This window comes from Kitasatospora sp. NPDC058190 (assembly GCF_042883685.1).
In the GTDB taxonomy this organism is placed as follows: domain Bacteria; phylum Actinomycetota; class Actinomycetes; order Streptomycetales; family Streptomycetaceae; genus Kitasatospora.
This window is the reverse complement of the sequence record NZ_JBHVVI010000005.1, coordinates 121446-140482: the sequence shown is the minus strand read 5'-3', so window position 1 is coordinate 140482 and position 19037 is coordinate 121446. Positions and strand designations below refer to the sequence as shown.

13 protein-coding genes are annotated in these 19037 nt (G+C 72.7%); 3 read left to right on the top strand and 10 right to left on the bottom strand.

Features of this window, described 5'->3' with window-relative positions; all coding sequences use genetic code 11:
- The first annotated feature begins 183 nt into the window (after window positions 1-183).
- Window positions 184-2067, top strand: coding sequence for an FUSC family protein (locus ACFVWU_RS03900; protein ID WP_387615148.1), 1884 nt, complete (start codon window positions 184-186; stop codon window positions 2065-2067).
- A 1-nt stretch (window position 2068) separates the two neighbouring features.
- Here ACFVWU_RS03900 and ACFVWU_RS03895 read toward each other — a convergent pair whose 3' ends face one another.
- The 7 genes from ACFVWU_RS03895 to rsmI all read right to left on the bottom strand — a co-directional run bounded on the left by ACFVWU_RS03895 (window position 2069) and on the right by rsmI (window position 10135).
- On the bottom strand, window positions 2069-3883 hold the full coding sequence (locus tag ACFVWU_RS03895; protein WP_387615146.1) for an ABC-F family ATP-binding cassette domain-containing protein: 1815 nt from the start codon (window positions 3881-3883) through the stop codon (window positions 2069-2071).
- Between the two features lie 144 nt (window positions 3884-4027).
- Window positions 4028-4948 carry a 4-(cytidine 5'-diphospho)-2-C-methyl-D-erythritol kinase gene (locus ACFVWU_RS03890; RefSeq protein WP_387615143.1) on the bottom strand — a complete coding sequence of 307 codons (921 nt, stop codon included), beginning with the start codon at window positions 4946-4948 and terminating at the stop codon, window positions 4028-4030.
- Window positions 4945-5853: a 16S rRNA (adenine(1518)-N(6)/adenine(1519)-N(6))-dimethyltransferase RsmA gene (gene rsmA, locus ACFVWU_RS03885; protein WP_387615141.1), complete on the bottom strand. Its 909-nt coding sequence runs from the start codon at window positions 5851-5853 to the stop codon at window positions 4945-4947. Before rsmA ends, ACFVWU_RS03890 begins: the two co-directional genes overlap by 4 nt.
- Before the next feature lie 96 nt (window positions 5854-5949).
- A complete protein-coding gene (locus ACFVWU_RS03880; protein ID WP_387615139.1) occupies window positions 5950-6828 on the bottom strand; it encodes a TatD family hydrolase in 879 nt (292 codons plus the stop codon).
- On the bottom strand, window positions 6828-8447 hold the full coding sequence (gene metG / locus ACFVWU_RS03875) for a methionine--tRNA ligase (RefSeq protein WP_387615137.1): 1620 nt from the start codon (window positions 8445-8447) through the stop codon (window positions 6828-6830). Before metG ends, ACFVWU_RS03880 begins: the two co-directional genes overlap by 1 nt.
- Window positions 8448-8604: 157 nt before the next feature.
- On the bottom strand, window positions 8605-9030 hold the full coding sequence (locus ACFVWU_RS03870) for a hypothetical protein (protein WP_387615135.1): 426 nt from the start codon (window positions 9028-9030) through the stop codon (window positions 8605-8607).
- A 235-nt stretch (window positions 9031-9265) separates the two neighbouring features.
- On the bottom strand, window positions 9266-10135 hold the full coding sequence (gene rsmI / locus ACFVWU_RS03865) for a 16S rRNA (cytidine(1402)-2'-O)-methyltransferase (protein ID WP_380611886.1): 870 nt from the start codon (window positions 10133-10135) through the stop codon (window positions 9266-9268).
- 96 nt (window positions 10136-10231) lie between these two features.
- On the opposite strand from rsmI, the gene ACFVWU_RS03860 reads away from it, so the two are divergent.
- The gene (locus ACFVWU_RS03860; RefSeq protein WP_387615132.1) at window positions 10232-12028 is read left to right on the top strand and encodes a dolichyl-phosphate-mannose--protein mannosyltransferase; all 1797 of its coding nucleotides are present in this window, start codon (window positions 10232-10234) and stop codon (window positions 12026-12028) included.
- 193 nt (window positions 12029-12221) lie between these two features.
- A complete protein-coding gene (locus ACFVWU_RS03855) occupies window positions 12222-13991 on the top strand; it encodes a penicillin-binding transpeptidase domain-containing protein (RefSeq protein WP_387615130.1) in 1770 nt (589 codons plus the stop codon).
- A 233-nt stretch (window positions 13992-14224) separates the two neighbouring features.
- Here ACFVWU_RS03855 and ACFVWU_RS03850 read toward each other — a convergent pair whose 3' ends face one another.
- The 3 genes from ACFVWU_RS03850 to ACFVWU_RS03840 all read right to left on the bottom strand — a co-directional run bounded on the left by ACFVWU_RS03850 (window position 14225) and on the right by ACFVWU_RS03840 (window position 19012).
- Window positions 14225-15640 carry a glycosyltransferase 87 family protein gene (locus ACFVWU_RS03850; RefSeq protein WP_387615128.1) on the bottom strand — a complete coding sequence of 472 codons (1416 nt, stop codon included), beginning with the start codon at window positions 15638-15640 and terminating at the stop codon, window positions 14225-14227.
- 128 nt (window positions 15641-15768) lie between these two features.
- The gene (locus ACFVWU_RS03845; protein WP_387615126.1) at window positions 15769-17325 is read right to left on the bottom strand and encodes an amino acid permease; all 1557 of its coding nucleotides are present in this window, start codon (window positions 17323-17325) and stop codon (window positions 15769-15771) included.
- Window positions 17326-17503: 178 nt separating this feature from the next.
- On the bottom strand, window positions 17504-19012 hold the full coding sequence (locus ACFVWU_RS03840; RefSeq protein WP_387615124.1) for a penicillin-binding transpeptidase domain-containing protein: 1509 nt from the start codon (window positions 19010-19012) through the stop codon (window positions 17504-17506).
- Between the last annotated feature and the right edge of the window lie 25 nt (window positions 19013-19037).

The window sequence follows — 19037 nt, the reverse complement described above, 5'->3', positions numbered from 1 at the left end:
GTCATCGTAGCCACCACCTCTGTCGGCCCGGCAGGGCCCTTGGCCCGCCCGTGCACGATCGGTACGAACTTGACACGTATCCGACGGCCGCCGGGCCGCTGGGTAGACTGACCCGGTACGCCCCATCTGCCGCGCAATGTCGCACAGCAGCGACCCGAGGCCGCAGAACGGACGTGACCCCGTATGCCTCCGAGCAAGCCGACGCCCTGGTGGGCCCGCGCCGCGCGACCGGCCCGGCCGCCGCTGCCGTGGGCGCTGATGGTCCGGGCCGCCGTCGGCATGGCGGTACCGCTGACGGCCGGTCTGCTGGCCCACCGCCTGGACCTCGGGGTGTTCGCCGGGCTGGGCGCGATGCACGCGACGATGAACGACCGTGCGGAGCCTGCGCACCAGCGCGCCACCCGCATCGCCACCGCCGTGCTCGCCTCCGCTCTCGGCATGCTGATCGGTACGGCCCTGCAGCACGCGCACGCGAGCGCCGCCGTCCTCGGCGGCGCGCTGACGCTCACCGCCTTCGCCTCGGGTGCGCTGAGTGCGACCGGCCCGCGGGGTTCGGCGGCCGGGATGCTGTTGCTGGTGTCGGCCGCCTTGGGCAGTGGGATGCCGCCGCCGCATCCGTGGTGGGCGGCGGCGCCGATGATGCTGGCGGGCGCGGCCCTGGTGGTCCTGCTGGGTCTACCGGTGAGGTCCGATCACCGGTCCGGCTCCGATCCCCGCAACCGCGCGCTCGCCGCCGTCTACGAGGCGCTCGGCCGCACCCTCGCCGATCTGGGCACTCCGCAGGGCGCCGCCTCGCGCCAGGTGCTGACCGCCCGCCTCAACCAACTGCAGGATCTGCTCCCGAACCCGAGCCGCCGAGCCGACCCGCAAGCCCTGCACCGCATGTACGAGGCCGCCCTCGCCGCCACCGAGGCCGCGACCGGCCTGCTCTGGGCCTGGCGCCCCGTCCCGGCGGAGGTGGCCGAGGTGCCCGGGCGGTTGGCGGCGGCCGTGCGGCGGGGCGGGGGTGAGGTCGCGGTGCCGGACTGGGGGCCGGACACCCCGGCGCGGCAGGCGCTGGACGTGGCGCTGCGCGCCGCGGCCGACACCGTCGCCGGCCGCACGACGCGGATCGGCACCGCCCCCGCGCCCCCGCCCGACCCGTGGCGGCTCAGGAGCAAGCTGCTCTCCCGCCCCTCCGTCCGGTACGGGCTGCGCGTCGCGCTGTGCATCGCCGTCGGCGCGGCGGTGACCGCCAACTACCCGCTGAGCAAGAGCTACTGGGTGCCCATGACGATCGCCTTCGTGCTGAAGCCGGACCTGGGTTCGGTGTTCCTGCGCGCGGTGAGCCGTGCGATCGGCACGGTGCTGGGCGTGGTGGTCACGGCGGCGCTGCTGTCGCTGACCACCGAGAAGTGGGCGCTGACCGCGATGGCCGCGCTGTGCGTCGCGCTGCTGCCGTACGCCACCGCCGCGCACTACGGGCTGAACACGGTGGTGATGACCCCGATGGCGCTGGTCCTGCTGCAACTCGGGGGCCAGAGCGGCGCGGCGGAGTTCTGGCCGCGGGTGCTGGACACCGTGCTCGCCAGCGCGGTCGTGCTGCTCTTCGGCTACCTGTTGTGGCCCGAGCGCCCGCGCCACCGCATCGAGCCCCGGCTGGTGGCCGCGACCACGGCCCTGCGCGCCTACCTCGACGCCACCACCCAGGACGGCCGGGCCCAGGTCTGGCTGCGCCGCACCGCCTACCGTTCGCTGGCGGACGCCCGTCAGGAGGTGCGGCAGGGCCTGGCCGAGCCGCCGCCCACGGGCCGGCTGGCCGAGCAGTGGCTGCCGGCCACCGCCGCGCTGGAGCGGCTGGGCGGTGCGGTGGCGGCCTTCGCCGCGCAGATCCGGTACGGCGGCCGGGTGCCCGATCCCGCGGAGACCGAGCGGGTCCGCCGGGCGTTGGACGAACTGACCGCCGCCGCCCGGGAGCACCGCCCGCCGACGCGGCCGGCGGTGCGTCCGACGGCGCCGCACGACCCCGCGCTCAGCGCGCTGGGCCGTGCGGCGGACGAGCTCGAAATCCTGCTCAGGAAGCAGTAGTTCAGACCTGCTCGGCGAGCTCCAGCCAGCTCATCTCCAGCTCCTCCTTCTCCTCCCGGACGGCGCGCAGCTGTCCGTCCAGCTCCGCGACCTTGGAGAAGTCGGCGGCGTGCTCGGCGAGTTGGGTGTGCAGCTTGGACTCCTTCTCGTCCAGCTTGGCGATCTGCCGCTCCAGCTTCTGCATCTCCTTCTTCGCCGCCCGCAGGTCCCCGCCGGACAGCCCGGCAGCGGCGGCGGCCTCAACGGCCGGAGCAGCGGGAGCGGCAGCCGCCGCAAGAGCCGCCATCCGGGCCCGCCGCTCCAGGTACTCGTCGACGCCCCCCGGCAGCATCCGCATCCGCTTGTCGCCGAGCAGCGAGTACACGACGTCCGTGGTGCGCTCGATGAAGAAGCGGTCGTGGCTGATGACGATCATCGAGCCGGGCCAGCCGTCGAGCAGGTCCTCCAGCTGGTTGAGCGTCTCGATGTCCAGGTCGTTGGTCGGCTCGTCCAGGAACAGCACGTTGGGCTCGTCCATCAGCAGCCGCAGCAGCTGCAGCCGCCGCCGCTCGCCGCCGGAGAGGTCGCCGACCGGCGTCCACTGCTTGTCCTTGCCGAAGCCGAACTGCTCGCACAGCTGCCCGGCGCTCATCTCCCGGCCCTTGCCGAGGTCGACCCGGGAGCGGATCTGCTCGACGGCCTGCAGTACCCGGGTCTCCGGCTCCAGCTCGGCGACCTCCTGGGAGAGGTAGGCCAGTCGCACGGTCTTGCCGACCTTGACCACACCGGAGGCCGGCTGAACGTCGCCCTCGGAGGCGTACGCGTCGCGCATGGCGCGCAGCAGCGAGGTCTTGCCGGCGCCGTTGACGCCGAGCAGGCCGATCCGGTCGCCGGGGCCGAGCTGCCAGGTGAGGTTCTCCAACAGCAGCTTGGGGCCGGCCGTCACGGTGACGTTCTCCAGGTCGAAGACCGTCTTCCCGAGCCGGGCGTTGGCGAACTTCATCAGCTCGCTCTTGTCCCGCGGCTCCGGAACGTCCGCGATCAGAGCGTTGGCCGCCTCGATCCGGTAGCGCGGCTTGGAGGTGCGGGCGGGGGCGCCGCGGCGCAGCCAGGCGAGCTCCTTGCGGGCCAGGTTCTGGCGCTTCTGCTCCTCGACGGCCTCGATCCGGGAGCGCTCGGCGCGGGAGAAGACGTAGTCGGAGTAGCCGCCCTCGTACTCGTGCACGTCGCCGTGCTGGACGTCCCACATCCGGGTGCAGACCTGGTCGAGGAACCAGCGGTCGTGGGTGACGCAGACCAGCGCGGAGCGGCGCTTCTGCAGGTGCTGGGCGAGCCAGTTGATGCCCTCGACGTCGAGGTGGTTGGTGGGCTCGTCCAGGATGATCAGCTCGGGCGAGCCGAGCAGCAGCTTGGCGAGGGCGATCCGGCGGCGCTCGCCGCCGGAGAGCGGGCCGATGACGGTGTCCAGGCCGTCGGCGAAGCCGGGCAGGTCGAGGCCGCCGAAGAGGCCCTCGATGATGTCGCGGATGCGGGCGTCGCCGAGCCACTCGTGGTCGGCGCGGTCGGCGATGACCTCGTGCCGGATGGTGGCCTTCGGGTCGAGCGAGTCGTGCTGGGTGAGGACGGCCGGTTCGAGGCCGCCGTTCCAGGTGATCCGCCCGCCGTCGGGTTCCTCCAGCTTGGCGAGCATCCGGATCAGGGTGGTCTTGCCGTCGCCGTTGCGGCCGACGACGCCGATCCGGTCGCCCTCGCTCACGCCCAGGCTCACCGCGTCCAGCAGGGTGCGGGTGCCGTAGACCTTCGTGACGGACTCGATGGTGGCGAGGTTGACGGCCACGTGTGCTGCGCTCCTGGGTTCGGCGGTCGCGGGGCGGCCCGCCGTCAGCGGCGGGGGCGCCCCTCTCGGGGACTCCCCGATCACCCCAGCCTAATGGGCGGGCCGACACCCCACTGACGGGCCGAGGCCGCGGCGACTACGGCGCTACGGCGCCACCGAGGCTCCCGGCACCGGCCCGTACGTGGCGTGCGCGGTCCGGCAGGTGCCGGAGGCCCGCAGCGCCTCGGCGACGGCGGTGGCCGCGTCGGCGTCCTTGGCCAGGAAGGCGCAGGTCGGCCCGGAGCCGGAGACCAGGGCGCCGAGCGCGCCGGCCTCGGTGCCGGCCCGCAGGGTGGCGGCCAGCGCGGGGCGCAGCGAGAGCGCGGCGGGCTGGAGGTCGTTGGCGAGCGCGGCGGCCAGGGCGACGGCGTCGCCTTCGGCGAGGGCGGTGAGCAGGGCCGGGTCGGCGTCGGGGGTGGGGACGTCGGTGTCGCTGGAGCCGGTGCCGGCCTCCTCGCGCAGCCGGTCGCACTCGCGGAAGACGGCGGGGGTGGACAGGCCGCCCTCGGCGACCGCGAAGACCCAGTGGAAGGTGCCGGAGACGGCGAGCGGTTCCAGGATCTCGCCCCGGCCGCGGCCCAGCGCGACGCCGCCGACCAGGGCGAAGGGCACGTCGGAGCCCAGTTCGGCGGCCAGTTCCAGCAGCGTCTCGACGGGGGTGTCCAGCTTCCACAGCGCGTCGCAGGCGACCAGCGCGGCGGCGCAGTCGGCGCTCCCGCCGGCCATGCCGCCGGCGACCGGGATGGCCTTGGCGATGTGCAGGTGCACTCCGGGGTCGGCGATCCCGTGGTGGGCGGCGAGCAGCCGGGCGGCGCGGGCGGCGAGGTTGCTGTCGTCCAGCGGGACGGACGCGGCGTCCGGCCCGGAGCAGGACAGCGTGACGCCCTCGGACGACTCGGAGGCGGTGACCTCGTCGCCGAGCGCGACGGCGAAGAAGACGTTGGCCAGGTCGTGGAAGCCGTCGGCGCGCAGTCCGCCGACCCCGAGCTGGACGTTGACCTTGGCCGGCACCCGTACGGTGATCACACGCTGTCCTCAGCAGTCTCGGCAGTCTCGGCGGACTTGGCGGGCTTGTGCTCGGCGATCGCGGCGAACTGTTCCACCGTCAGCATCTCGCCGCGCAGCTTGTGGTCGATCCCGGCGGCCGCGAGCGCCTGCTCGGCCCCGGCGGCGGAGCCGGCCCAGCCGGCCAGCGCGGCGCGCAGGGTCTTGCGCCGCTGGGCGAACGCGGCGTCGACCACCGCGAACACCTCCTCGCGGCTGGCGGTGGTCCTGGGCGGCTCGCGGCGGATCAGCGAGACGAGGCCGGAGTCGACGTTGGGGGCGGGCCAGAACACGTTGCGCCCGATGGCGCCGGCCCGCTTCACGTCGGCGTACCAGTTGGCCTTGACCGACGGAACGCCGTAGACCTTGTTGCCGGGCTTGGCGGCGAGCCGGTCGGCGACCTCGCTCTGCACCATCACCAGGGTCCGCTCGATGCTGGGGAAGGTCGCCAGCATGTGCAGCAGGACGGGCACGGCGACGTTGTACGGCAGGTTGGCGACCAGCGCGGTGGGCGCCGGGCCGGGCAGCTCGGTGACCTCCATGGCGTCGCTGAACACCAGGTCGAAGGAGTCCACCCGGCCGGGCATCCGGGCAGCGACGGTGTCCGGCAGGTGCTGCGCGAGCACCGGGTCGATCTCGACCGCCGTGACGTGCCGCGCGACCTCCAACAGCGCCAGCGTCAGCGATCCGAGCCCGGGCCCGACCTCCACCACCGCGTCCTGCTCCGTCACGTCGGCGGCCCGGACGATCCGCCGCACGGTGTTGCCGTCGATGACGAAGTTCTGCCCGCGCTGCTTGGTCGGCTTCACGCCGAACGCGGCCGCCAGCGCCCGGATGTCGGCGGCGCCCAGCAGGTGGCTGTCAGAGGTGGGGTCGGTGGTGCTCACGCGCCAAGGATACGGGCGCGGGAGGGGCCCGGAGTTCGACGACCTCGGCGAGGTCGATCCGGAGGACCCGAGCGGCAAGTCGATTCTTCGACCCGTTCAGTACCCGAAGGCCCGCGCGGTGTTCTCCGCGATCGCCGCCGACAGCTCGTCCTCGTGCAGCCCCAGGGTGGCGGCCATCGACCGCACCGTGACCGGGATGAGGTACGGGGCGTTCGGCCGTCCCCGGTACGGGTGCGGGGTGAGGAAGGGGGCGTCGGTCTCGACCAGGACCCGGTCCAGCGGGGTGGCGAGCAGGGCGTCGCGCAGCGGCTGGTTGGCCTTGAAGGTGACGGGGCCGGCGAAGGAGAGGTACCAGCCGTGTTCGGCGCAGACCTTGGCCATCTCGGCGTCGCCGGAGTAGCAGTGGAAGATCGTCCGTTCGGGGGCGCCCTCGGCCAGCAGGACGGCGATGACGTCCTCGTGGGCGTCCCGGTCGTGGATGACCAGGGCCTTGCCGTGCCGCTTGGCCATCTCGATGTGGCGGCGGAACGACTCCTTCTGGATCTCCACGCCCTCCGGCCCGGTGCGGAAGTAGTCCAGGCCGGTCTCGCCCACGGCGAGCACCTGCGGCAGCGCCGCCAGGGCGTCTATCTCGGCGAGCGCCTCGTCCAGCGCCGCCTGGCCGCCCGCGGGGCGCTGCTGCCCGGACCAGCCGTCCGGGTCGCCGAGGAAGATCCGCGGCGCCTCGTTGGGGTGCAGGGCGACGGCCGCGTGCACCTGCTCGTGCTGGGCCGCCAGCTCGGCGGCCCAGCGCGAGCCGGGCACGTCGCAGCCCACCTGGACCACCGTGGTGACCCCGACCGAGGCGGCCCGGGCCAGTCCCTCGGCCGGGGTGCCGGCCTGCATGTCGAGGTGGGTGTGCGAGTCGGCCACCGCCACGGCCAGGGGTTCCGGCAGCGGCGGCGGGGTCGACCGGTCGTCGTCCTTGGCGGGCATCAGGAGGCCGGCTTCTCTTCCAGGCGCGGGAACAGGATCTCGCCCTTGGTGACGGTGGCACCGGCGGGCAGCCGGCCCCAGTCACCGACGGTGGCGACGGTCTGCGCGGCGAGCGCGCCGAGGCCCTCGGCGGCGCCCAGCGAGTCCCACAGCTTCTCGGCGGTGGACGGCATCACCGGGTTGAGCAGGACGGCGGTGCCGCGCAGCGCCTCGGCGGCGGTGTAGAGGATGGTGGCCAGGCGGGCCCGCCCCTCCGCCGACTCGTCCTTGGCGACCTTCCAGGGCTCCTGCTCGGTGAGGTAGCCGTTGACCTGCTTGACGAACTCGAAGATCGCCGCGAGGCCGCCGGCGAAGTCCAGCTCCTCGCCGATCTTCTGGTCGGCCGTCTCGACGGCCGTGCGGAGTCCGTCCGCGATCGCCTGCTCGGCGTCACCGTGCGCGGCCGAGGCCGGCAGCTCCCCGCCGAAGTACTTGCCGACCATCGCGGCGACCCGGGAGGCCAGGTTGCCGAAGTCGTTGGCCAGCTCGGAGGTGTACCGGGCGGTGAAGTCCTCCCAGGAGAACGAGCCGTCGGTGCCGAACGGGATCGCCCGCAGGAAGTAGTAGCGGTACGCGTCCACGCCGAAGTGCGAGGTGAGGTCGGTGGGCGCGATGCCGGTCAGGTTGGACTTGGACATCTTCTCGCCGCCGACCATCAGCCAGCCGTTGGCGACGACCCGCTTGGGCAGCGGCAGGCCGGCGGCCATCAGCATGGCGGGCCAGATGACCGCGTGGAAGCGGAGGATGTCCTTGCCGACCAGGTGGACGGAGGCGGGCCACAGCTCGGCGAAGCGCTCCGGGTCGCTGCCGTAGCCGGCCGCGGTGATGTAGTTCTGCAGCGCGTCCACCCACACGTAGAGGACGTGCTTCTCGTCCCAGGGCAGCGGCACGCCCCAGTTGAAGGTGGAGCGGGAGATCGAGAGGTCCTTCAGGTCCTGCTCGACGAAGCGCAGCACCTCGTTGCGGGCCGAGGCGGGCTGGATGAAGCCCGGGTTGGCGGCGTAGAACTCCAGCAGCTTCGGGCCGTACGCGGAGAGGCGGAAGAAGTAGTTCTCCTCCTCCAGCCACTCGACCGGCCGCTTGTGCACGGCGCAGAGCTTCTCGTCCTCGGTGGCGCCGTCCAGCAGCTCCGACGGGAGCTTGAACTCCTCGCAGCCGACGCAGTACGGGCCGGAGTAGCCGCCCTTGTAGATCTCGCCCTTGTCGTACAGGTCCTGGACGAACTCCTGCACCCGGGCGGTGTGCCGCTCCTCGGTGGTGCGGATGAAGTCGTCGTTGGCGATCTCCAGGTGCTCCCAGAGCGGCTTCCAGGCCTCCTCGACCAGCTTGTCGCACCACTCCTGCGGGCTGACGCCGTTGGCCTCGGCGGTCCGCATGATCTTCTGACCGTGCTCGTCGGTGCCCGTCAGGTACCACACCTTCTCGCCGCGCTGGCGGTGCCAGCGGGTGAGGACGTCGCCCGCCACCGTGGTGTACGCGTGGCCCAGGTGGGGTCGGTCGTTGACGTAGTAGATCGGGGTGGAGACGTAGTACGCCGGGGCGCTCGTCCCGGTGGTGCTGTGTTCTGCAGTGGCCGCCATGGTCGGAAAGCTTAGTCGGGCCCGAACGCCCGCCTCGACCGCATTACCCGCGCACCCGACCGGACCGCCCGATCACCCCGCGCGTCCGGAGGGGCCGCCCGCCGCACTGCTCGCGGCGGGCGGCCCCGGTCGCGCTCCCCGTGCCCGCGCTCCGGCCCTAGCCCAACAGCCGCGACCAGAACCGGGCCCAGCGTCCGCGCGGCTTCTCGGGCCCGGGCACCGGGGGCGTCCCGGCCGGCTCGGCGTGCGCCGGGTAGCCGGGGGCGTGCTGCCAGGGCTGGTCGGCGACGGCCACCCGGCCCTCGCGCATGATCCGGACGGTGTGTCCACCGCATCCCGGGCAGGTCGGCTTGAGCAGCGGGGACGGTACCCGGACACCGTTGGCGTGGTACTCGAACACGGTGTGGCCGTCCCGGGCCACGTGGTGCTCGATGTCGTACGCCTGCTCCCAGCCGTACGCACAGCGCAGGCAGGCGAAGGAGTAGGCCTCCCGTACGGTCTCGACGGGAGTGTGCGGCCGCCCGGCCAGGCCGGGGGCGCTCAGTGCGTTGCCACTGCGGGGGCTACCGACGATCTCGCTCATAGCCGTCTCCCAGCGCCCGCCGGGCGCTCGCCCGGCTGGGTCTTTCCATTCCAGGAAATGCCCGGACCGCCCCGGCCGACGCCCTTCTTGTGAAGACTTGGATGCGGGTTGGGAAGTCCTATACGAAAAGCCTTCCGCAACCCGGAAACCACGGCCGAAGCTTCAGCTCAGCGGGCGTTTACCGGGGCCTTCCCTCCAAGGTACGACTCCCCGCCCGCCACGCAACCCCCGGAATTCACCCCTTTTTCAAGGCCTCGTTCAGGCCGTCCTTCTTGGCCGCCACAACGGCGTCGAAGACGTCCCGCTTGGGCACGGAGAGTTCGACCGCGACCGCCGCGATGGCCTCCTTGCGCCGCTCCCCGGCCTCCTCCCGGACGGCCACCAGCCGGGCCAGCTCGGCCGGGGTCAGCTCCTGCGGTGCGGCCGGCGGGGCGCCCGCGACCACGACGGTGATCTCGCCCTTGACGCCCTCGGCCGCCCAGGCCGCCAGCTCGCCGATCGGCCCGCGCTTGACCTCCTCGTAGGTCTTGGTGAGCTCGCGGCACACGGCGGCCGGCCGCTCGGGCCCGAACGCCTCGGCCATCGCGGCCAGCGCCTCGGCGATCCGGTGCGGCGCCTCGAAGAAGACCATGGTGCGCGGCTCGGCGGCGACCGAGGCCAGCTGCCGGGCCCGGTCGCCGGTCTTGCGCGGCAGGAAGCCCTCGAAGGTGAAGCGGTCGACCGGCAGGCCGGACAGTGCGAGCGCGGTGAGCACGGCGGACGGCCCGGGCACCGCGGTGACCTTCACGTCGGCCTCGACGGCAGCCGCGACCAGCCGGTAGCCGGGGTCGGAGACGGAGGGCATCCCGGCGTCGGTGACCAGCAGCACCCGGGCGCCGCCGAGCAGCGCCTCGACCAGCTCGGGGGTGCGGGCGACCTCGTTGCCCTCGAAGTAGGAGACGACCCGCCCGGCCGGGGTCACCCCGAGCGCCTGGGTGAGCCGGCGCAGCCGCCGGGTGTCCTCGGCCGCGATGACGTCGGCCGTGGCCAGCTCGGTGAGCAGCCGGGGCGGGGCGTCCGAGACGTCGCCGATGGGGGTGCCTGCGAGAACGAGTACTCCTGTCACGGGTCCCATCCTTGCAGTTCCGAGCGGCCGGGGCGTTTGGTGACGATTCGGGCAGCTTCCGAGGGACCGGTCACACGTACGAGGAGCGCCCCTACGATGTGGCGGATGAACGGCGACACGGCGGCGCAGACGCCCACTGGTACGGACCACTCCGCGCAGGGCGGTGCCGGCCTGCCGTCCCCCCGCTCACCTCGGTCACCTCGGTCACCCCTGAGCTGGCGGGAGCGCCTGGCCCGCCACGGCTACCGCGCCCGCCCGACCGCGACGCTCACCGAGCGTCTGGTCCCGCCGATGCCGGACGGCCCCGGGGTGACCGGCCGCGACGTGCCGCAGTCGCCGCTGCTGCTGCGGCTGGGGATCTCGCTGCCGCAGGGCCTCTGGTACTTCCTGTGCCGCTGGTCCGGCTGGCTGGGCCCGATCGCCGTGGCGGTGTTCGCCGGGCTGCTGCGCTTCACCGACCTCGGCCAGCCGCACGCGATCATCTTCGACGAGACGTACTACGCCAAGGACGCCTACGCGCTCTGGCACGGCGGCTACGAGATCAACTGGCCGGAGGACGCCAACACGACGATCATGACGCCGGGTGCGGCCGTCCCGTACCGCCCGACGCCCTCGTACGTGGTGCACCCGCCGGTCGGCAAGTGGATCATCGGCGCGGGCGAGCAGCTGTTCGGCATGAACCCCTTCGGCTGGCGGTTCGCGGTGGCCCTGCTCGGCACCCTGTCGGTGCTGATGCTGGCCCGGATCGCCCGCCGGATGTTCCGTTCGACCCTGCTGGGCTGCGTGGCCGGCCTGCTGCTCTCGGTGGACGGCCTGCACCTGGTGCTCAGCCGGACCGCCCTGCTCGACCTGGTGGTGATGTTCTGGATGCTCGCCGCCTTCGGCTTCCTGCTGCTGGACCGCGACCGCACCCGGGCCCGGCTGGCGGCGAGGCTCGGCGGCCTGGAGAACCCGGCGCTCGCCCAGCGGCTCAACCTGGGCTGGCGCCCGTACCGGATCGCGGCCGGCGTCTGCGTCGGCCTGACCTGCGCCACCAAGTGGAGCGGCCTGTACGTGGCGGCGGCCTTCGGCGTGATGACCGTGCTGTGGGACGTCGGCGCCCGTCGGCTGGCCGGCGCCCCGCGCCCCTACCTGGCGGTGCTCGCCCGGGACGTGGTGCCGGCCTTCGTGTCGGTCGTGGTGGTCTCGGTGGCCGTCTACCTGGCCTCCTGGTGGGGCTGGTTCGCCAGCAGCACCGCGCCCGGCCAGGGCGGCTGGGGCCGGGACTGGGCGGTCGGCCGCTCCACCGACTACCCGTGGATACCCGAGGCCCTGCGCGCCCTGTGGCACTACCACTCGACGGTCTACGAGTTCCACACCCACCTCACCGACCCGCACACCTACCAGTCCAACCCGTGGTCCTGGCTGGTGCTGGGCCGCCCGGTGTCCTTCTACTACGAGTCCCCGAAGTTCGGCCAGAACGGCTGCACCGCCGCCGACTGCGCCCGCGAGGTGCTGGGCATCGGCACCCCGCTGCTGTGGTGGACGGCCGTGGTGGCGCTGGTCTACTGCCTGTGGCGCTGGGCGTTCCGGCGGGACTGGCGGGCCGGCGCGCTGCTGTGCGGCCTGGCGGCCGGCTACCTGCCGTGGTTCCTCTACCAGCAGCGGACGATCTTCCTCTTCTACGCGGTGGTCTTCGTCCCGTTCCTGGTGCTCGCGGTGACGATGCTGGTCGGCGCCCTGATCGGGCCGGCCGGCGCCTCCCGGGACCGCCGGATCATCGGCTCGACGACGGCCGGCCTGCTGGTGCTGCTGATCGTCTGGAACTTCCTCTACTTCTTCCCGCTGTTCACCGGGCAGACCATCCCGCTGGACGACTGGCGCGCCCGGATGTGGTTCAACAGCTGGATCTGAGCCCGCGGCCCGACCCGACGTCCACACCGCACCCCCGAATCGTCCGTACGCGGTGCACGACACGTACCAGATCCGTCACAAGTCCCGGGCGTTTCGTCGGCGTACCGATTCGCCCTGCCTAGGGTGGGGAGGTACCGCGTTTCCGGCCCCGGCCGGTTGCGCCCGGCCGCGAGACCCCTGGGGGAACTGCACCATGCGCAGTGGCGCGAAGATCGGCATCATCACCGGCGTGTCCATCGTCGTCCTCGCGGGCGGCGGCTACGGCGCGTACAGCCTGATGGGCGGCTCGGACTCCGGGTCCTCCGACGCCAAGAAGCCCCGCACGGTGGTGGCCGAACCCCCCTCGGCCGATCAGGCGGCGAACGGCGCGAAGGACTTCCTGGCCGCCTGGGCGTCCGGCGACATCGCCAAGGCGGCCTCGCTGACGGACGACCCGGCCGCGGCCACCACGGCGCTGACCGCCTTCAAGGACCAGGTGAAGCCGAGCGCCCTGACCCTGACCCCGGCCGGTCCGGCCACCCCGCAGGCCTTCGCCTCGGCCACCGGCACCCCCACCCCGGCCAAGCCCACCGGCGCGGCCTCGGCGACCCCGTCCGCCACCGGCACCCCCGGCGCCACCGACTCGCCGTCCGCCACCGCCACTCCCGGGCCCACCGGCGTGCTGATGGGCTTCAAGGCCCGCGCCGAGTTCGAGGGCACCAGCCGGGTGTGGGACTACAACGGTTTCCTCGGCGTCGTGAAGATGAGCGACAACACCCCGGCCGTGCACTGGGCGCCCTCGGTGATCCACCCGCACCTGTCCGGCAACGAGACGATCGCCACCCAGCAGGTCTTCTCCCCGCCGTCCACCGTGGTGGACCGCAACGGCAAGCCGCTGCAGGGCGCCTCGCTCACCCCGGCGCTGATGAGCACCCTGCAGGACAACGCCCGCAAGCTGCTGCCGCCGGACCCGAACAAGGACCAGGACGCGGGCAGCGCGGTGGTGATCACCGACCCGTCCGGCAAGACCACCCCGGACAAGTTGTTCACCATCGTCGAGCCGAAGCCCGGCAAGCCGTTCAAGGTGACCATCGACAACACCGTCCAGGCCGCCGCCGAGAAGGCGATGACCGACCTGGGCGGCAAGTCCGGCTCCATCGTCGCGATCGAGCCGAGCACCGGCCAGGTGCTGGCCTTCGCCAACGCGCCGGCCACCGGCCAGAACCGGGCCTTCGCCGGCCTGCTCGCGCCCGGTTCGACGATGAAGATCGTCACCTCGACGGCCCTGCTGGAGGCCGGGGTCAACCCGGACACCGTGGTGGCCTGCCCGGAGAAGAGCAGCAACCCGGTGGCGATCCCGAACGACTTCCCGGGCGCCTTCCCGAACAACACGCTCCAGCAGGACTTCATGGTGTCCTGCAACACGGCCTTCATCAACCAGGGCCTGACCAGCCTCAAGCCCGAGACGCTGTCCAGCACCGCCAAGGACGTGTACGGCATCGGCATGGAGTGGAAGACCGGCCTGCCGAACGCCGACGGCAAGATCCCGGCGACCCCGGGCAGCAAGGACGAGCAGGCCATGAACTACATCGGCCAGGGCAAGGTCCAGATGAACCCGCTGGCCATCGCCTCGATCACCGCGACCGTCCAGAGCGGCGCCTTCAAGCAGCCCATCCTGGTCGCCGGTCTGCCGCAGCAGCCCGCGGCCCGCCAGATCTCGCCGGACGTCGCCGCCAAGCTGCGCGCGATGATGAACGCCACCGCCGTCGGCGGCACGGCCAAGGACGTGATGGCCGGGATCACCGACAACGCGGGCGCCAAGACCGGCTCCGCCGAGGTCCAGGGCGCCTCCACCACCAACAGCTGGTTCACCGCCTTCCGCGGCAACATCGCGGTCGCCGCCGAGGTCCAGGGCGGCGGCCACGGCGTCGACGCGGCCGGCCCGGCGGTCGCCTCGCTGCTCAAGGCGGCGGGCAGCCACTGATCCCGTGAGCGCTCGCAGGCCCCCGTCCGACCTCGGACGGGGGCCTGCGGTCTGCTGATCCCGTGAACCCGCCCCGAGCCGAAGGGGCGCGCCGGTGCCGAAAGGGAGAAGCGACAAGCGACGAAGGAGCGCCAGAGCGCCGACCGTCGGCACCGGGTCCGAGCGCCCCGGAGGCGAGAGGGCGAGTCACAGCGAGCGGGCGACCAGCACAGAGCGAGTGGGCGAGTCACGGCTCAGCGTCGCGGCAGCACGGGCTCCGGCGGGTCCGGCAGCGGGCGGGGCCGGACCGGGCGGCGGCTGCTCCAGCGCCGGGCCGCCAGCCGGGGCCAGATCACCAGGACGACCGGCAGCGCCAGGTACCCGAACCGCCCGGCCGGGGCGAGCGCGAAGGCGATCGCGAGTCCTGCGGCCAGCAGGTCGGCGGCGGCGATCGCGGAGACCGGCGGCCGGGCCAGCAGCCAGATCGCCACCCCGACCAGGGCGACCGTCATCAGCGCCAGCGAGATGGAGTGCCCGGTCGGCCCGAAGCCGGCCAGCACCTTGCCGGGCAGCGGGCTGCCGGCCGGGGTGCGGATCGCGGTCATCCCGAGCGGGAAGCGCACCACCTGGTCGCGCAGCTGGTCCGGCTGGGTCAGGACGGACGGCAGGATCACCGCCGCGCTCACCCCGACCCCGATCAGCGCGGTGCGGGCGGCGGGCCGACGCCCGTACAACCGCCAGAGCAGCAGCACGGCCACCGGCAGGGCCGGCCAGGCGGTCCATTTGAGGCTGCAGGCGAGGGCGAGCACCAGTCCGGCGCCGACCGTGCGGTTGCGCTCGGCGAGGGCCATGGCCAGGCAGCAGACCCCGATCAGCGGCAGGTCGACCCCGCCGACGGCCAGGGCGAGCGCTATCAGCGGCGAGGCGGTGAGGACGGCCAGCGGCAGCAGCGGCACGCGCGGGGCGCCGCCGGAGGGCCGCAGCAGCCGCCAGACCGCCAGCAGGCAGACGACGAAGGTGAGGGCGAACCAGATCCGGGCGTCCCCGACGACCCGGGCGAAGGCGGTGGAGTTGCCGAGCAGCTGGCGCGGCAGCCCGAACAGGGCCATCGCCGGCAGGTACGGGTTGTAGTCGGTGACGATCACCGGGTGCGGCAGGTACGCGTCGCCGGTGGTGAGCAGGAGGTGGGCCGAGCGTTCGACCACCATGACCTCGGACTGGTGGCGGCCGGTCAGGGCGAGCAGTCCGAGCGGCGCGAACACCGCGCCGGCGAGGGCGACCGCGGCGGCCGTCCGGGGGGCGTAGGAGCGCGGCAGCGTGAGGCAGAACAGCCCGGCCAGGAGGTAGGCGGGGGCCGCGACGAGGCCCCACAGCCGCTGGTTGGGCAGGTCGGAGACGAGCGGGAAGGCGGCGGCCCAGCCGGCCGCGATCAGACAGCCGAGCAGCTGGACGGAGCGCAGCGAGGCGAGCCGGGCGGGATTCCACCGATCGGACGTGGGCGGAAAGGTGCTCTCGCCGCGCTGGCGGGGGAAGGGCCGGGCGGAGAAGCCTCTGGGGGGACGCCCGGGTCTGGACGGCCGTTCGGCGCTGACGGTCTGGGCCGGCGTTCTGGCGCGGCCGGTGAAGCGGCCGCGCGGGCGGGAGAAGCCGGGCGTGCGGGTGCTCACCATGGTGGAAGGTTATGGGTGCCGGCCGGGCCCTGTCGCCATGGCGTCCGGGACCGGTCGGGACGCTACGCGCGTAGGGCCGCCGGGTGTCGTACCGAACGGCGGCCCTTCACGATTGGATAACGACGGGGTCAGCCGGTCGAACTGTCGGCAGGAACGGCCTGCTGCTCGGTCCGCTCCAGCCTGGAGTGCTTGATGCTGTAGCCGAAGTAGACCGCCACGGCGACGACGAGGGCGATCGCGCCGGCCCGGAAGGTGTCGGCGTGCAGGCCGGTGATCAGGTAGATGCAGAAGCCGACGCTGAGCAGCGGGACGACCGGGTAGCCGGGCACCTTGAAGCCGCGCGGCAGGTCGGGCTGGGTGCGGCGCAGGACGATCACGCCGATGGAGACCACCGAGAAGGCGATGAGGGTCCCGAGGCTGGTGATGTCGGCCAGGACGTCCAGCGGGATGAAGGCCGCCAGCGCGCCCACGCCGACGCCGACCACGAGGGTGTTCCAGATCGGGGTACCGGTGCGCGGGGAGAGCTCGGCGAAGCGCTTGGGCAGCATGCCGTCGCGGCCCATCGAGTACAGGATGCGGGTCTGGCCGTAGATCACCACGAGGGTGACGCTGAAGATCGAGATGATCGCGCCGACCGCGAAGATCATCGCGGGCCAGCCCTGGCCGGTGATGTCCTGCATGATCTGGGCGAGCCCGGCCTCCTGGCCGTCGAACTTGGTCCACGGCTGGGCACCGATGCCGGCGAGGGCGACCAGGATGTAGATCAGGGTCACCACGACCAGCGAGATGATGATCGCCAGCGGCATGGTGCGGCGCGGGTTCTTGACCTCCTCACCGGCGGTGGACACCGCGTCCAGGCCGATGAAGGAGAAGAAGATGCTGGACGCGGCGACCTGCACGCCGCCGATGCCGAGCGGCATGAACGGGGTCAGGTTGCCGGAGTGGAAGCCGGTCAGCGCGACGCCGACGAACAGCACCAGGATGAGGATCTTGATTCCGACCATGGCCGCGTTGACCTTCGCGGACTCGCTGACACCGCGGACCAGCAGGAAGCAGACCATCGCGACCAGCAGCAGCGCCGGCAGGTTGAACCAGTGCCCGCCGCCGGGGGCGCCGGAGAGCTGCTCGGGGATCTTGAATCCGAAGGCCAGGTCCAGGAACTTGTTCAGGTACTCGGCCCAGCTGACCGCGATCGCGGAGGCGGAGACGCCGTACTCCATGAGCAGGCAGATGCCGACGCCGAAGGCGACGCCCTCGCCGAGGGTGGCGTAGGCGTAGGAGTACGAGGAGCCCGAGACCGGGATCGCGGAGGCCATCTCGGCGTAGCAGAGCGCGGTGAGTCCGGCGGTGACCGCGGCGATCACGAAGGACAGGATGACGGCCGGCCCGGCCGCCGGGACCGCGCTGCTGAGCACGAAGAAGATGCCGGTGCCGATGGTGGCGCCGATGCCGATCGCGGACAGCTGCCAGAGTCCGATGGAGCGGCGCAGGTGGATGCCGGAGCGTCCGCCCTCCTCGGGTGCGCCGGCCGGAAGGCCGTGGCCCTCGCTCTCCGCGATCAGGGTCGAGACGGGCTTGCGTCGCAGCAGACGCGCACCAAGGGTGTTGCTGGCCAAAACTGCGGTCCTTCTAGGCGGGGGAGGGTGTCCTAGTGGCCGGTCACCCGAGGTACCGGGGGGTGCCATCGGGGACCAACCGAACAAACATCGGACAGTACCCCCCGAAGGCACCAGTGTCGCAAACAAACAATACCGATCGGCGCATTGTACGAATCGGCATATCAGACATCACAAACCGGACACTTCGTACGCGGCGGATTTACCGGACATTGGATAAAAGAGCAGGTCAGTGACCCTGTCCGGGTCAGCGGCCGAGCACCGCCCGCATCACCGACCGGGCGATCGGCGCGGCCAGCGCGCCACCGGTGACGTCCGTGGCGTCACTGTCCGCGACGACCACGGCCACCGCGACCGGCGGCACCGCGTCCGAGCCGGCCGGCTTGGCCCAGGAGATGAACCACGCGTACGGCGTCCCGCTGTTGTCCACGCCGTGCTGGGCGGTGCCGGTCTTGCCGCCGACCACCGCCCCGGCGATCCGGGCGTTGCCGCCGGTGCCGTTCTCGACCACATCGGTCATCAGCCCCCGCACCTGCCCGGCCACCGCCGGAGTCACCGCCCGCTTGTACACCTGCGGCTTCATCAGCTGCACCACGGTGCCGTCGCTCCTGGTCAGCTTGTCCACAAGCTGTGGACGCATCACCGTCCCGTTGTTGGCGACCCCGGCCGCGACCATCGCCATCACCAGCGGTGTGGCCGCGGTGTCGAACTGCCCGATCGAGGAGAGCGCCAGCTGCGACTGGTCCATCGCGGTGTCGAAGTTGGACCGGGCCGGGCGGACCGGCAGGTCCAGCTTCGGGTCGTTGAAGCCGAAGCCCTCGGCCGTGGCCGTCATCGCCTCCAACCCGGTCCGCACCCCGAGGTAGCCCAGCACGCTGTTGCAGCTGGCCGTCATCGCGGCGTCCAGCGACAGGCCGGGCCGGTCGCAGACCGCGCTGTCGTTGACCAGCGGCGTGGTCGTCCCGGGCAGCACGTACGGGAACGGTGCCCCGGTCGGCGCGTTCGGGTCGGTGACCACCCCGCTCGCGAGCGCGGCCGCGGCGGTGACCACCTTGAAGGTCGAGCCCGGCGGGTAGGTCTGGCGCAGCGCCCGGTTGAGCATCGGCTGGTCGGTGTCGGCCTGCAGCCGGTTCCAGGCCGTCTGGTCGGAGCCGGAGGAGCCGGCGAAGTCGCCCGGGTCGTAGGAGGGGGTGCTGGCCAGCGCCAGGATCCGCCCGGTGGCCGGCTCGATCGCGGCCACCGCGCCCTTCTGCCGGCCGAGCCCGCGCATCGCGGCCTGCTGGGCGGCCTGGTCGATGGTGGTGTAGACGTCCCCGCCGGGGTTCTGCCGACGGGCGATCGCGTCCCAGAGCGACCACCCGGCCAGCCGGCCGTCGGTGCCGGCCAGCAGGTCGTCCTCGGTGCCCTCCAGCTGGGAGTTGCCGTACGCCTGGGAGGCGAAGCCGGTGACGGCGGCGTAGGTCGGGCCGTCGGTGTAGGTGCGCTTGTACGCGTAGCGACCGCCGGTGGCCCGGGAGCCGGTGACGGCCTCGGCGCCGACCAGGATGTTCCCGCGCGGCTGGGCGTAGCGCTCGATGGTGAGGCGCTGGTTGGCGCTGTTGTGGTTGAGGTCCTTGGCCTCGAACACCTGCACCCGGGTGGCCTGCACGCACAGCGCCGCGACCAGCAGCAGGCAGAAGGTGGCCGCACGGCGCCCGGTGACCGAGATCCCGGGCAGCCCCTGCGGGCCGTTCCCCTTCAACCGGATCCGCGCCATCAGCCCACCTCCGGCGCGGGCCGCC

What these genes read in the sequence shown, in the direction of transcription:
- ACFVWU_RS03900 (WP_387615148.1), top strand. Translation starts at nt 184, where the DNA reads ATGCCTCCGAGCAAGCCGACGCCCTGGTGGGCCCGCGCCGCGCGACCG.
- ACFVWU_RS03880 (WP_387615139.1), bottom strand. Translation starts at nt 6,828, where the DNA reads ATGCCCGCCAAGGACGACGACCGGTCGACCCCGCCGCCGCTGCCGGAA.
- metG (WP_387615137.1), bottom strand. Translation starts at nt 8,447, where the DNA reads ATGGCGGCCACTGCAGAACACAGCACCACCGGGACGAGCGCCCCGGCG.
- ACFVWU_RS03870 (WP_387615135.1), bottom strand. Translation starts at nt 9,030, where the DNA reads ATGAGCGAGATCGTCGGTAGCCCCCGCAGTGGCAACGCACTGAGCGCC.
- ACFVWU_RS03860 (WP_387615132.1), top strand. Translation starts at nt 10,232, where the DNA reads ATGTGGCGGATGAACGGCGACACGGCGGCGCAGACGCCCACTGGTACG.
- ACFVWU_RS03855 (WP_387615130.1), top strand. Translation starts at nt 12,222, where the DNA reads ATGCGCAGTGGCGCGAAGATCGGCATCATCACCGGCGTGTCCATCGTC.
- ACFVWU_RS03850 (WP_387615128.1), bottom strand. Translation starts at nt 15,640, where the DNA reads ATGGTGAGCACCCGCACGCCCGGCTTCTCCCGCCCGCGCGGCCGCTTC.
- ACFVWU_RS03845 (WP_387615126.1), bottom strand. Translation starts at nt 17,325, where the DNA reads ATGGCACCCCCCGGTACCTCGGGTGACCGGCCACTAGGACACCCTCCC.
- ACFVWU_RS03840 (WP_387615124.1), bottom strand. Translation starts at nt 19,012, where the DNA reads ATGGCGCGGATCCGGTTGAAGGGGAACGGCCCGCAGGGGCTGCCCGGG.